Source organism: Cupriavidus sp. 05L411 (genome assembly GCF_056398045.1).
Map to the genome: position 1 here is coordinate 39,321 of NZ_JBFTOQ010000005.1, position 13,509 is coordinate 52,829.

A 13,509-nucleotide genomic window follows, 5' to 3' on the forward strand; every position below is an offset into this window, starting at 1 on the left:
GTCAAGCCACACGCCGGCCATGAAAAAAAGGAGGGCCACATTCGCGCCCTCCTTTTTTTACGCCCATGCGCTGGCCAGCGCTAGCGGCGATGCTGCTTGAAAAACGCCCACATCAACGCGCTGGCATCGGGGCCAATCGGCGCATGGTAAGGGTAGTCGCCATCGCCGCCGCTCCAGGCGTGATCGAGGCCGGCAACCTCGCACAGCTCGACCAGTTCGCGGTTCCAGGTGCCAAAGCTGGCTTCCAGGTAGTCCCCCGCCGGCAGCAGGGCACTGGCCGGCTGGCCGTTTGCGCTGTCAGCCTGCGCCACACCTTCCTCTGCATCCGCCGCCGCGGCGGTTTCCTGCTCCGCGCCGGCGAGGTGCCGCACCGCGGCGCCGTTCATCCGCTCCTCGACCCGGTCGTTCATGCCGTTGTAGGCCAGGAACTGGCGCGCAAGCAAGCGGGCGTTGATGGGATGCACCGCGCCGTCGTCCATGCCGTGCAGCACGATGGCCGGCATCTTCGGTCCGCCCGGCGTCACGCCGGCGGCATCCAGCAACATCGCCGGGTCCGCTTGCGTGCCGTGCTGCATGGCACGCAAGCCGTCGCTGGCCGTGTGGCCCGCACCGATCACGACCCCGGAATGCAGGCCCACGGCGGCAATCTTCTCGGGATAACGCAAGGCCACTACCGCCGCCATGCTGGCGCCCGCGGACAAGCCCGCCAGATACACCTGGTCGGCACGAACGTCCCGCCTGGCCGCCAACGCATCGATCAAGACCGCCAGCGCCTGCGCCTCGCGGCCGCCTTCCTTGGCTCCCAGGTCGAACCACTGCCAGCAGCGCTGCATCTGGCGCCGTAGGGGCTGCTGGGGATAGGCCACCATGAAGCCTTCGCGCTCGGCAAGCGCGTTCATCCGCGTGCCCGCCGCGAGATCTTCCGGCGTCTGCCGGCAACCATGCAGCATCACTACCAGCGGCATGGGCCGCTTGGGCGCGCCGGAAGGCACGTATAGCCAGTAGGGCAAGCGAGGCACCAGCTCGCCCGGCAGCGGCGCGAGGCGGTGATGGTGGGGAGCCCATTCTCCGGGCAAGGGGTGGCGCGGCGGCAAAGGCAGCGGCGCCGGCGAACGCGCCCGAAGACGAGGCGCTGCGGGATTAAGGGTAGCGATACGGTTGAACCACGTTTTGAGATGGTGCGCGGACTGGGGTTGCGCCCGGCTGATCTGCCGGAGCTGCGCATGCCAGTCCGCCGAAAGGCTTTTGGTCATGAAGACTCCTGCTATCGATATTGTTGCGATGCAGCATAGCACACGACAACCCGGCGCTTGCTGTCGCTTTTCCATCACATGTTATGAAAGCAAGACATTAGATTCTTTCGTCTAATCCAGCATGCGCCCGCAGATGCACTTCCGCTCGCTCCCACAATTACCAAAACATTGAATACAGCCGACGAAAGAATGCAGATCACTAAGAGATAGCGGAAAAAGGCGCGCGGTTATACTGCGTTTGCGTGTATCGCAGGCAAACGGAGAATGTCATGACCACGCCCGACGCAGCGTTTCCAAGCTGCTCGCTGTGCTTGTTCCAGCCAATCTGCAGCAACTCGGAAGCGTCAGCTGCAAACGATCGGCGGCAGCGCAGCCTGGCCCCGGCCAGCATGCTCTGGCGCGCCGGAGAAACGGTGCACCGCCAGGGCCGGCCAGTAATGGCCGTGTTTCCCGTGCGCGACGGCAGCGCCAAATCCGTGTTCGAGTCCCCGCTTGGCTGGCGCCAGGTAACCGCCTTCGCGCACCCGGGCGAAGTGCTCGGGCTGGAGGATCTCGATGGCCAGGCCCATTGCACCAGCGCAGTGGCCATGCAGGACACGCGCTGCTGCGTGGTGCCGGTGGAGACGGCACGCGCGCACCTGCTCAGCGCCGAGTACCGCGAGCCGATGCTCAGCACGTTGCGCCGCAATGCCGAGCGCGAGCGCACGTTGCTGGTCGCGATCGGGTCGATGAAAGCCGCACAGCGGCTGGCTATGCTGCTGCTCGACCTCGCTGGCGAGCAGCGCCGCCGGGGCAATGCCGGAGCGGCGCTGACCCTGGCGATGTCCCGCAACGATATAGCCAGCTACCTGGGACTGACGCTGGAAACCGTATCCCGCCTGCTGGCGCGTTTTGCCGCGGTCGGGCTGATCACCGTGCGGCAGCGGCAATTGCGCATCGTCGATCCGGCGGGGCTGTGCTCCGTCTATGAAGACCCCGAGCGGGTGCCGCTACGCCCGCCCGAACCGGCGACGGAAAACCTGTCCGCCTCCGCTCCGAGCCAGTCCCGGCTAGACACCACCAGAGGCATCCGCATTGCGGGCGCCTCGGTTGCGTAGGACAGACGCCGACAGCAAGGCCGTGCAAACGCGCCTATGTTCAGACTATGCCGCCGTGTGCGGGGTTGCCCTCAGGGAAGTCACCCTGCGGCTATGCCGCTGGCACTCGACATCGCTTCCGGTACCTGTATCTACCTGTATCTCTATGCGGGACTTTCCTTTCGCCGTGCGCGCGGGCCTGGCGCCGCTTGGCCTCCTGATGGTGACCGGACTGACGCCGGCGGCCGCCGCGCCGGCCTCGCTATCGACGCTGGCCAGACTGCTGCTAGGCACGGTAGATGGCAGGAGCACCGGCATGAGTGGTGTGACACGCCTTACCGGCGGTGTGGCCAGCTCGGACGCAGAACTCAATACGGCTTGCCAGGAACTGACTCGCGCCGGCCCATTCACGCTGGACGCCGCGACGCGGCTGGAGGGATGCAGCGTCTCGCCAGGCAAGCGCGTGCAGTTCCGCCTCAGCCTGGTTGGCGTGGATGCGACCCGCGAGGGCACTGTGGCGTTCATGGCAAGCGCCCGCCCCGTGCTCGAGCGCGGCATCTGCCGCAACCCGGACGTGCCGGTGCTGGGCCAGTTGGGTGTCACGCTGAACTATCGCTACGCGGGAATCGGCAACCGCCCGCTGGGAGAAGTCACGATTACGCCAGACCGCTGCAGCGCGAAATAGAGCTTACTTTCTTTCCTGCGCGCATTCCTGGCGATACGCCTCATCGAGCTTCTTGCGTTCCGCCTGCCGCTCGATATTGGGATGGGTGCTGCCATCCGCGCTGGTCACCGTGGCTTTGCCGGTGGTCCATTGCGCTCCCGAGGGCAGTGCGTTGATCTTGTCGAGCAAGCCCTGACAACGGGTGCGCTGGGATGGCGTGAGGGTGCCGTCCGCCGCCGGCCCGACATTGTCGGTGGCGGTATCCAGCAAGAGCCGCGGCGGCGGCGGTGCGACCATCGGCGCGGGCACTTCCAGCTCGGCCGCGGTGGCAGCCTGGCCCGCAAGCAGCCCCAGACCCAGAGCGGCAGCCATGATGATCGAAGCCCGTTTCATGTTCAGTTCTCCACAGCGGGGACGCATTGCGCCTCCCATGACGATGTTCCAGGGGTCGCCCTGCCGGCTGATACCGAAATACCGCATGTTTCCGATGTCCCTCCTCAGGTGGCGGCAGCCGCCGGCAATGCAGGAACAAACCAGACTTAGCTTCGTTCCTTGCCATTGCCAGCCCGACCCGTGCGATTGCGCAGCAACTCAAGCTTGAGCAGCGCATCTGCAAGCATACTCTTGAGGCGGGTGTTTTCCTCCTGCAGGTCTCGCAACTTGCGGCTGTCGCGCGCTTCGCTGCCAGCGCCCTGGCCGTACTTGATGCGCCAGCCATAGAAGGAAGCGTCGCTAAAACCATAGCGCGCGCATAGCTCGCGGACCGGCACGCCGGTAGCGGCTTCCGCCAGGTAGCCGCGGATCTGCTCCTCCGAGAAACGTCTGTTCACTGACTGCCTCCGCTAGCAAAGGCCGCTCGTGCCAATGCCCGAGCTCGACCATTTCTACCCCTGCCGCAAAGTTACCACCCGCACCGCAAAAGGCAATTCAGTGTGTTCAAGCCGCGAGTTAAGCAAATTGGAGAGGCAACCCGCCGCGAGGCGGCCCCCGTCTGACCGGCAACCTACGGCAACGCAAGCAAACCCGCGAGCATATCATCCATGACCAAAAAAACAACTCAACATTTTAATTTATCGATAAAAACAATGTTGAAATCTAGCGCCATCACATGCCAACCTGGAAAAAATCATAATAAACTAGATCGAATTGCCAAAATTTGATAGTCCACTTCCCGATTCTCTGATTCTCTTTTTACTGTCACACAACCGCAAAGAAATCCTGATACGCGAAAAAAAGCCGACTTTGCGTCGCACAAAGCACCAAATCACACAAAGTTATGAATCGAATGGCATAAATATTTTTAATGTCTTTATGTCATGACAAACAGCACTTTTTGACTTGGTTTTATGAAATGACTTCCAGAAGACTACTGGCAAGTTTCAAAGTTCTGTATTAATCTTGTCTGGCATTAACTAAATTTCGATCTCCAGCAACCGGGCCTCGCGCCCCGGCGCAGACTGGCGACGATAAGCGCAACGCGTAGCCGGTCGGCTGGTCGTTTTTTCGGCGTTGCTTCTAGATACCGGGCCACATGCAAGCAGCACTGCGTCGTCATTTCCCAAGTAAGCCGGGAGATTTTGAAAACCGTCATGTCTTGCGGATGCAATGGCGCTGCGAGAGGCCCTGCGTTGACGGCCTGGCACGGCAATGGACCCGATACGCCAACTACCCGGCACGGCAGGTGCGGCATGGCCTTGGGGCCTTGGCGTACCTGCGGAGAGACAGAGAAGAAAACAAAAACAAGTTTCGAATCGGGAGAAGTCACCATGCGGCATGTCAGCACCAAGCTCTTGCACGTTTTTGTTTTGTTGATGGAATATCGTGACCTGAGCGCCGTCGCCGCCTGCACGCAAGGCCGGGTTCCGACCATTGCCTACAGCCTCGCGCGTCTGCGCGAAATCACCGGTGACCCCCTTTTCATCAAGCGCAATGGCACGCTGGAACCTACCGCGCATGCCTTGCGGCTGGAGCAGACCGCCCGCCAGATTTTGTCAAAGTGGGCGCAACTGGTACGCCCGCTCGCCCCCGTCGCCGAAGAGACAAGCCCGCACCGCCGCATCTCCATCGGGTTTTCGCCGTCGATCGGCGATCCGGTCATCACCGAGATCCTCACGGCCTTGTGCGAGCAGTTCCCGGATGACCGCTTCATGACGCGGCCAGTCTTTGCCGACGCCGCGCTGGCTGCCCAGCTTGGCAGCGGCGAACTGGACTGTGCCTTCGTGGTCGATAGCCACTTTGTGCCAGAGGACGTTGCGCTGCACAACATCATGGCCACGCCGCGCCGCCTGGTCAGCGTGGTGCGGCCAGGCGGCGTCGAGGATGCCGAAGGCCGGCATGAGTGGATACTGCTGCAGGAAGACACCGAGCCCGGCAGCCCGCTGCAGGGCTTCCTGAACCGGCTCGCGCACGATCCCGCCTATCGGGAAACCGTGGTGCCGTCCTGGCACACGCAAGTTGCGCTGCTGCTTGCCGCGGGCGGCATCTGTCCACTGCTGGACTTCAACGTGCCACTAGTGGCACGCAAACACAAAACACGCCTGTTGGCGCCACCCAGCAGCTTCCCGGAATGGGCAGCCCTACATTTCTGGGCGCCGGTCCGCGCCGGCAATGCACTGCGCGGCATCATGGAGATCGGCAGCGCCGTGCTGCATGACCCCGTCAGCACCATCGACCGCCGTCATCTGTCACACGAGACGCGCACCGCTGCCTACGCAGCCTGAGCCTGCTGCCCCTGAAGCGCGCCGCGCCGCGGTGTGTCGGCTTTCGGCTAGCCACGCCCGCTGGCCCGTGAGAGCTTCCGCGCCCTCCGCTCAAAATTGAGAATAGTCTCAGTCCTGACGCCGAAGCCAGCGCTTATGCTTCGTGGGCACCTCCTGCTTCCTGTTCGTCCGAGCAAAGCATGCGCCTGGAGGTGCTTTGTTCCTGTGCTGTTCGCGCCGCCGGCGAAAAGCCGTGCGGCGCGTTTTTTCAAGGGCGCGATCCACTTGCGGCAAGCGCCGCCCAGCGCGAATCGAAGCACTCGCTTTTCATGTTCGCGGCATCCGTGCCGTGAGCCCTTCCAGCTCGCGCCAGGTATGTACGGCCCGGACACCGTGCATGCCTGCGCTTGTGCAGGAGCATTGCCATGCCTTTGAAAATATTGATTGCCGATGACCATCCCGCCATTACGCTCGCAGTCAGGAGCCAGTTGCGGAGCCAAACGGGCTGGGAGGTCTGCGCAGATGTCCACAGCTCCGCCGAGCTGCTGCAGGCCGTGCGCGCATTCCGGCCTGATATCGTCGTCACCGATTACCACATGCCCTGCAGCAATGCGAGCGATGGCATCCGCTTGCTAGCCAGTCTGCGGCGGCACTTTCCGGCGCTAGGCGTGGTGGTGCTCACCATGATCACCAACCCGCTGGTTCTGCGCGCCATCCTGAACGCAGGCGCCCATGGCCTCCTGCTCAAGGACTCGCAGCTGGACGAACTGGTCACCGCCATCATCCGCGTCGAACGCGGGCTGCGCTTTATCGGCGACTCCGCCGCGCGCGTGCTGGACCAGTCCGGCGCCCACTACGCACCCGGCCGCGCCGGCGCCCTCTGCCTGTCGGTACGCGAGTCCGAAGTCATGCGGCTCTACCTCAGTGGCAACTCGATCACCGGGATTGCCGGGCAGCTGAGCCGCAGCGTCAAGACCATCAGCCGCCAGAAAAACAGCGCCATGCGCAAGCTCGGGGCCAGCAATGAGCGCGAGCTGTTCGACTTCGCGGCGCAACAGGGGCTGGTGCTGCCGAACCCGGATAGTCCCCAGGAGAGCCAGCCGGCCGGCCAGTCCGACTGGATATAATCGCAGCGCCGCGCAGGCAGCCGTTTCTGCCAGTCCCGCTACTTGGTCAGCCAACATCATCGCCATGCCCAATCTTGCCGCAACCGTCGCACCCGCCGTTCCAGGCACCCAATCCGATGCGGCAAGGCCCCTGCGCGTGCCCGCCATGCTGGTGGCGGCGCCGGCCTCCGGCCAGGGCAAGACCACCGTGACGGCCGCGCTGGCATGGCTGCACCGCCGGGCCGGCCGCACCGTCCGCGTCTTCAAAAGCGGCCCTGACTACCTCGATCCCTCCATTCTCGCGGCTGCCAGCGGCGCGCCGGTCTACTCGCTCGACTTGTGGATGACCGGCGCCGAAGACGCCGCGGCACGCCTTGCCCAGGCAGCGGCCGAAGCCGACCTGATCCTGGTGGAGGGCGTCATGGGCCTGCACGACGGCACCCCCAGCAGCGCCGACCTGGCACGCCATTTCGGCCTCCCCGTGCTGAGCGTGATCCAGGCCGGCGCAATGGCGCAGACGTTCGGCGCGCTGGCCTTCGGCCTCGCTGGCTACGGCCAGCCGCTGGCCTCCATGCAAGTGCTTGCCAATGGGGTGGCCTCCCCGCGGCATGCCGACATGCTGCAAGAGAGCCTGCCGGCGCATATCGCCTGGGCCGGCGCGCTGGCGCGCGACAACGCGGCATCGCTGCCCGAGCGGCACCTGGGCCTGCTGGCGGCGGATGAACTGCCCGACCTCAACACGCGGCTGGACCGCCTCGCGGATGCCCTCGCCGGGCAACCCATCGGCGCCCTGCCCGCGGCCGTGGAGATCGCCTCGGCGCCGCCGCTGCCCGTGCTGCCGCCGCTGCTGGCCGGCAGGACCATCGCCATCGCCCGCGACGCCGCCTTCCGCTTTCTCTACCCTGCCAACCTGGATACGCTCCAGGCACTCGGCGCCCGGCTGGCCTTCTTCTCCCCGCTCGACGACGCTGCCTTGCCCGCCAGCGATGCGCTCTGGCTGCCCGGCGGCTACCCCGAGCTGCACGCCGCGCGCCTCTCGGCCAACACAGGCATGCTGGCCGCCCTGCGCCAAGCCCATGCCAACGGCCTGCCGATCCTCGCCGAATGCGGCGGCATGATGGCGTTGTTCGAGACGCTGGTCGACAAGGCCGGGGATAGCCACGCCGTGGCGGGCCTGCTGCCTGGCACGGTGACAATGCAACGCCGCCTTGCCGCGCTCGGCCATCAACAACTGGCACTGCCCGAAGGCACCCTGCGCGGCCACACCTTCCACTACTCCAGCGCGCAAACCCCGCTGGCGCCCTACTGCCACGCCACCGTGCCGCGCGACGGGTCGCGGGGCGAGGCGGTGTTCCGGCAGGGCGCGCTGACGGCGTCGTACACGCATCTGTATTTCCCGTCCAACCCGTTGGCCATCGCGGCGCTGTTCAGCGGCGCGCGGTAAGCGCAAACATCACGCAATGCCACAAAACTCGCGCCGGTACTGCTCCGGCGTGGCGCCAGCCTCGCGCTGGAACATCGCGATAAACGCGGAGGCCGTGCTGTAGCCGAGTTCGAACGCGATCTCCTGCACGCTGCGGCCCGCCTCCAGGGCATCGATAGCACGCAGGAAACGCAGGCGCTGGCGCCAGTCGCCGAAGGACATGGCCAGCTCGTGCTGGCAACGGCGCGCAAGGGTGCGTTCGGTCATGTGCACGCTGGCGGCCCATTCGGCCAGCGTGCGATGGTCGCCAGGATCGGCCTGCAGCGCCTCCAGCACGGCGGCCAGGGCGGGCGTGCTTGCCGCCGGGAGGTAGCAGCGCTGCACCGGCGCCACGGCAAGCTGGTCGACCACCACATGCGCCAGCCGAAGATCGGCCGGCGTGCGTGGCACATGCAGGTCGCGCGCGGCAAAGTCCGCCAGCACGCTCTTGATGATCGGGCTGATGCGCACCGTGCAAGGCTCGGCCGGCAGCTGCGCGCATAGGCCGGGCTCGATGTAGATCGAGCGGTAAACGATCGCGTGGCGCAACGTGCAGCTGTGCACCACCTTTGGCGGAATCCATATCGCGTACTGCGGCGGGGAAAGCAGCCGCATGCCTTCGGTTTCCATCTGCATCGAGCCGTGCGCGGCGTAGTTCAGGTGACCCCAGCTATGGCTGTGCGCCTCCGCCAGCGTATCGGCGCCGAACTCGTCGTAGCGCAAATAGAAGGGGCCCTCCATCCCTTCGACATCCAGGATCGGCAGGAAACGCCACTTGTCGGCCATAGCCATGTTCGCTGGGTCCGTTGCTACACAGAGTCCGGAATTAGTCCGGAATTCCGGTCGATATGTCCTGATTGAGCTATATAGATCAACACAGACGCGCTCATGATAGCGTTCCATACACATCAGAGAAAGCGCTCATGTGGCAATACGCCTTTCCGCTCCTGGCCGTCGTGATCTGGTCGGGCAACACCGTCGTCAGCAAAATGGCCGCTGGCACCATCGCGCCGGCCGAGATCAGCTTCTACCGCTGGCTCCTGGCCGCCGTGCTCTTCACGCCGCTGGCACTGCGCCCCGTGCTGCGCAACTGGGCCGCGATCCGGCCCGGATTGGGGCGGATCGCCGTGCTGGGCCTGCTCGGCATGGTGGCCTATCAGTGCCTGGCCTACTATGCCGCCTACCTGACCACCGCCACGCACATGGGCATCATCGGCTCGCTCACGCCGATGATGGTGCTGGCATTGTCGATCTTGCTACTGGGGCAGGGCCTGACTGCCGGCGCCGTGGCGGGGTCCGTGCTGTCGATCGCCGGCGTGCTGGTGGTCGTATCTTCCGGAGACCTGGGCAGCCTGCTGACCAGCGGCGCCAACCTCGGGGACGCACTGATGCTGCTGGCCATGCTGGCCTACGCGGTCTATGTGATCTTGCTCAAGCGCTGGAAGATGAAGGACGTGCCGGCGCTGCAAATGCTTTACCTGCAGATCGTCGCCGCCGTCATCGCGTTGCTGCCGCTCTACCTGCTCACGCCAAAGATGGGCCTCTCGGCCGCCAATCTCCCTCTGGTCGGGTTCGCCGGGCTCATGGCGTCGATGGTTGCACCGCTGGTGTGGATGCACGCCGTCGCCCGCATCGGGCCGAGCCGTGCGAGCATGTTCTTCAACCTGATCCCCCTGCTCACCGCGCTGATTGCGGCGGGCTTGCTGGGCGAATCGCTTGCGCCATATCACGCGGTCGGTGGGGTGCTCACGGTGTTGGGCGTGCTGCTGGCCGAGATATGGACGGCGCCCTTGAGGCTGCAACTGGCTCGGCCGTAGGGAGGGCTGAGCTAGTCAGGACGGTTGGATCAAGGTCGTCGTGGATGCCGCGCTCACACGGCGTCCGCCTTGTCCTGCTGTGTGCGCAGCACCGCTTCGGCAATGCCGCCCTCAAGCTCTTCCAGGCCCTTGGACAGATTGCGCATGGTGGTCTCGGAGACGTTTTCCAGCACGTCCTGCAGAAATGCCGAGCGCAGCGGCAATGCCTGCTCCACAACGCCATGGCCGAGCGCCGACAGCGTGACATTGGTCACGCGGTTGTCGCGCTCGCTGGTGTTGCGCTCTACCCAGCCGAGCTCCTGCAGCGCCTTGAGCTGGCGCGTGAGCGCGCCCGGGTCCATGCCGACGCGGTCGGCAAGGGGCTTCTGCGCTATGGGCCCGGCATGGGCGTACAACGCGGACAGAATGCGCCAGCGCGGCAAGGGATGGCCGATGCGCTGCTCGAAAGCCGCGGCATAAGCCCGGTAAGTTCGCCCGAACTGCTGTAGCACAGCCAGGCTTTGACGCTCCAATTCCACTCCAATCTCCTGCTTGGGGCTCCGTCACGCGACGGGCAACCTCCCCCACATTATCGGCTAGCCCCGCGTCCCGCCCTACTCCGTTGCCATGACCGGCTTGACGGCACGCTCCAGCTTGATCGGCGGCACCCGCCGTGAACGCCACAGGCCCAGCACCGCAATCACCGCGGCCAGCGCCAGCCCCATATGGATGGCCCCAACCAGCGACAGCCGGGCCTGCTCCAGCAACAGGGCGCCATTGTGCCCGGCCGCCTCCAGCTGCGACAGCAGGCTTGCCTGCGCCGCACGGTCGATCAGGATCTGCGGATCCGCCATGCGCGCCTGCCACTGCCCGGCACCGGCGCTCTGCAGCGCGTCGTGCACGCCACTGAGGTAACTGCGCGTGACCAACGTGCCCACCACGGCAGTACCGATCATGCCGCCGACCATGCGCAGCGACTGCAGCATCGCCGTGGCAATGCCCAGATGCTCGCGGCCCGCGGTCTGCTGCGCGAACACCGTCAGGTTGGGCATGATGAAACCGAGCCCGAAGCCACATAGCAGCATCATGCCCAGCAACAAATGGTGCGACATCCCGCGCGTTGCCTGGGACAGCCCAAGGCAAGCCAGCGCCAGCATGCCGAATCCCGCATACAGCATATTGTTAGGCTGGCGGATGCGGGTGATGATGCGCCCATTGATGATACTGCCCACCGTGATGCACACCACCAGCGGGGTCACCAGCACGCCCGCCTCCTTCGGCGAATAGCCAAAGCCCCCCTGAAACAGCAGCGGCGCGTACAGCAGCAACGAGAACATCGCGAAGCCGACGAACACGGCCAGCAAGAACAACGGCGCCAGCCCGGGATTGCGGAACATCTCCAGCGGCAGGATCGGGTTCGGCGTGTAGCGCTCCCATTGCCATAACCCAACCAAGGCACACGCCGACATCACCAGCAAGCCGCCGGTGACCAGCCCGAACCCACGCTCGGGCATCAACTCCACGCACAACTGCAAGCCGCCCAGCCCCACGCCGATCAACGCCGCGCCGAGCCAATCCACCTTGATCGCGCCGGTATTAGCCTGCTGGCGCAAGTGCGGCAGGTAGCGCCAGGCAAACCACAACCCCAGCAAGCCCACGGGCAAGTTCACATAGAACACCGAGCGCCAGCCATAGGCCTCGGTCAGCACGCCGCCAAGCGACGGCCCCACCGCATTGGCAATGCCAAACGCCGCGCTCATCATCACCTGCCAGCGCAAGCGCACATGCGAATCGGGGAACAGGTCAGGGATACAAGCGAAGGCAGTGCCCACCAACATGCCGCCGCCGATGCCCTGCAGGCCGCGCGCAAGCACCAGGAACGGCATGCTCGTCGCCATGCCGCACAGCGCGGAAGCCAGCGTGAACACGACGATGGACACCATCACGAAGGGCTTTCGCCCGTAGTAATCGCCCAGCCGCCCGAAGATCGGCACCGTGATCACCGACATCAGCAGATAGGCCGTCGCCACCCAGGCGTAGTACTCGAACCCCTGCAGCTCCGCCACCACGGTCGGCAGCGCGGTGCCGACCACGGTCTGGTCAAGTGCGACCAACATCACCACGAACGCGATACCCAGCATGGCCAGCAGGGACTCGCGGAATGGCAGCACCTGCCCGCTGCTATGCGCCTCGTGAGGCTGCGAAATCATTTTGTTGTTCCATCAATGATTGTGGAGTCAATCATTATAGGACAGGGTTGGCGGGATGGAAGGGGGTGGTGTGCGGTGACAAGAATTTAGTTTGGCGGGTTTCGTCGGGCGCCAACGTTCGGCCTCAGCAGACCTTGGTGCTGGCGGGAGGGTCAATCATCGATTGGCCCTCCCAGCAAGATGCGCGGAGTTAACACACGGCGTGCGACCACCTGCACGTCCTGCGCATCCATTCATCCCGTGACGCGCCCACACTTTCCATTACCGCACCGGCCCCGCCTCACCTGGCGTGACGGGCGGTGGCTCGGCTTCGAGGTCGGATTCGCTTGGGGGGCGCATTTCCCCAATCGCAAGAATCGCCTTTACAACCTCATCTGTCCGCACAGATAGCTGGTAGGAAAAGCAGGCGTACATGACCAGCAAGATCACACTGTAGGTGAGCGCCGCCATCCACACGGGAATATGCCATAGCGGCTTCATCTTGCCAGCCGGCTCGCCCCGCCAATTCCGGGACAGCTCTTTTGGCACTGGCGGGCGGCCAGCCTGCACCAGCCTATAGAGGCGTTGGCGGATGTGTTCGTGGTTGCGACGACCATCGCTGTCGACGCGGTAACGCCCCATGAAACCGAGGCTCATGACCTGAAAAATCAGTTCAAGCAGATCGCGATTGCCGTCGGGATCCTTGACAAGCCGGCCAACCAGCTGGAAGACCTTTGTGCCGCCATCCCGGTCTCCATGAAACCGGACGGACAATGCGTTTTGCGACCAGGCGCCCAGGCCCTGTGCCGTGTCGCCACCCCATTTCGTATCGTGAACCGCCTCATCCAGCGCCGTACAGAGGCAATAGCTGGCACCGACGACAAGCGCGGGCGGGATATTTGCCTGGCAGCACAACGTCTCGAAGGCCTCCATCTCTTGCTCAAGCTGCGCCCGAAACAAGTCGATCTTGCCACGCTGGCTGAAGCTGATGATGCCCAGTGGGATCTTTGCCAAGAAAAGCATGAGCGGGTCGGCGGCCGTCAGCAGCGGATTCCGCGTTTTTTTCATCTCGGCCAGTCGCTTCGCCAGTACCTCCTCCGGCACCGGTCCAAGTGTCGGTAGCGGCTCGGTGCCCCCCTCGACCGCGACTGCCGCGGTCGCCTCGGATTTCGTCTTCGCGACAGGCTTCACCCGTGCCCGGGTTTTTTGCCGCGGCACCTTTTGAGAGCGCGGATGACTTTCCGCTTTTGCCGAAGCGCCCATG

Annotated in this window: 13 protein-coding genes; 6 read left to right on the top strand and 7 right to left on the bottom strand. The window is 64.6% G+C overall.

Annotated features, from left to right (window positions below):
- Positions 1-80: 80 nt before the first annotated feature.
- Positions 81-1,253 (bottom strand): extracellular catalytic domain type 1 short-chain-length polyhydroxyalkanoate depolymerase, encoded by a 1,173-nt coding sequence (locus AC1DQR_RS07170; RefSeq protein ID WP_477132791.1) that lies wholly within the window; start codon positions 1,251-1,253, stop codon positions 81-83.
- Positions 1,254-1,522: 269 nt separating this feature from the next.
- Between AC1DQR_RS07170 and AC1DQR_RS07175 the strand changes: the two genes are divergently transcribed.
- Entirely contained in the window at positions 1,523-2,350 is an 828-nt protein-coding gene (locus tag AC1DQR_RS07175) for a Crp/Fnr family transcriptional regulator (protein WP_477132792.1), read from the top strand.
- 145 nt (positions 2,351-2,495) lie between these two features.
- Positions 2,496-3,014 carry a hypothetical protein gene (locus AC1DQR_RS07180; protein ID WP_416051652.1) on the top strand — a complete coding sequence of 173 codons (519 nt, stop codon included), beginning with the start codon at positions 2,496-2,498 and terminating at the stop codon, positions 3,012-3,014.
- A 3-nt stretch (positions 3,015-3,017) separates the two neighbouring features.
- On the opposite strand, the gene AC1DQR_RS07185 is transcribed toward AC1DQR_RS07180, so the two are convergent.
- Positions 3,018-3,386: a hypothetical protein gene (locus tag AC1DQR_RS07185; RefSeq protein WP_416051651.1), complete on the bottom strand. Its 369-nt coding sequence runs from the start codon at positions 3,384-3,386 to the stop codon at positions 3,018-3,020.
- 146 nt (positions 3,387-3,532) lie between these two features.
- Positions 3,533-3,823, bottom strand: coding sequence for a transposase (locus AC1DQR_RS07190; RefSeq protein WP_150987366.1), 291 nt, complete (start codon positions 3,821-3,823; stop codon positions 3,533-3,535).
- A 936-nt stretch (positions 3,824-4,759) separates the two neighbouring features.
- On the opposite strand from AC1DQR_RS07190, the gene AC1DQR_RS07195 reads away from it, so the two are divergent.
- From AC1DQR_RS07195 to AC1DQR_RS07205, 3 genes are all read left to right on the top strand, one after another.
- On the top strand, positions 4,760-5,713 hold the full coding sequence (locus AC1DQR_RS07195) for a LysR substrate-binding domain-containing protein (RefSeq protein ID WP_416051650.1): 954 nt from the start codon (positions 4,760-4,762) through the stop codon (positions 5,711-5,713).
- 404 nt (positions 5,714-6,117) lie between these two features.
- Positions 6,118-6,819, top strand: a complete 702-nt coding sequence (locus AC1DQR_RS07200) for a response regulator (RefSeq protein WP_477132793.1) — start codon at positions 6,118-6,120, stop codon at positions 6,817-6,819.
- Between the two features lie 64 nt (positions 6,820-6,883).
- Entirely contained in the window at positions 6,884-8,242 is a 1,359-nt protein-coding gene (locus AC1DQR_RS07205; RefSeq protein ID WP_477132794.1) for a cobyrinate a,c-diamide synthase, read from the top strand.
- A gap of 9 nt (positions 8,243-8,251) precedes the next feature.
- On the opposite strand, the gene AC1DQR_RS07210 is transcribed toward AC1DQR_RS07205, so the two are convergent.
- Positions 8,252-9,046 carry an AraC family transcriptional regulator gene (locus AC1DQR_RS07210; RefSeq protein WP_477132873.1) on the bottom strand — a complete coding sequence of 265 codons (795 nt, stop codon included), beginning with the start codon at positions 9,044-9,046 and terminating at the stop codon, positions 8,252-8,254.
- 137 nt (positions 9,047-9,183) lie between these two features.
- On the opposite strand from AC1DQR_RS07210, the gene AC1DQR_RS07215 reads away from it, so the two are divergent.
- Positions 9,184-10,077, top strand: a complete 894-nt coding sequence (locus tag AC1DQR_RS07215) for a DMT family transporter (RefSeq protein ID WP_416051647.1) — start codon at positions 9,184-9,186, stop codon at positions 10,075-10,077.
- A 53-nt stretch (positions 10,078-10,130) separates the two neighbouring features.
- Here AC1DQR_RS07215 and AC1DQR_RS07220 read toward each other — a convergent pair whose 3' ends face one another.
- The 3 genes from AC1DQR_RS07220 to icmH all read right to left on the bottom strand — a co-directional run bounded on the left by AC1DQR_RS07220 (position 10,131) and on the right by icmH (position 13,508).
- Positions 10,131-10,595: a MarR family winged helix-turn-helix transcriptional regulator gene (locus AC1DQR_RS07220; protein WP_150987357.1), complete on the bottom strand. Its 465-nt coding sequence runs from the start codon at positions 10,593-10,595 to the stop codon at positions 10,131-10,133.
- 75 nt (positions 10,596-10,670) lie between these two features.
- Positions 10,671-12,266 (bottom strand): MFS transporter, encoded by a 1,596-nt coding sequence (locus tag AC1DQR_RS07225; RefSeq protein WP_416051646.1) that lies wholly within the window; start codon positions 12,264-12,266, stop codon positions 10,671-10,673.
- 261 nt (positions 12,267-12,527) lie between these two features.
- Positions 12,528-13,508: a type IVB secretion system protein IcmH/DotU gene (icmH, locus tag AC1DQR_RS07230; protein WP_416051645.1), complete on the bottom strand. Its 981-nt coding sequence runs from the start codon at positions 13,506-13,508 to the stop codon at positions 12,528-12,530.
- Position 13,509 lies beyond the last annotated feature (1 nt).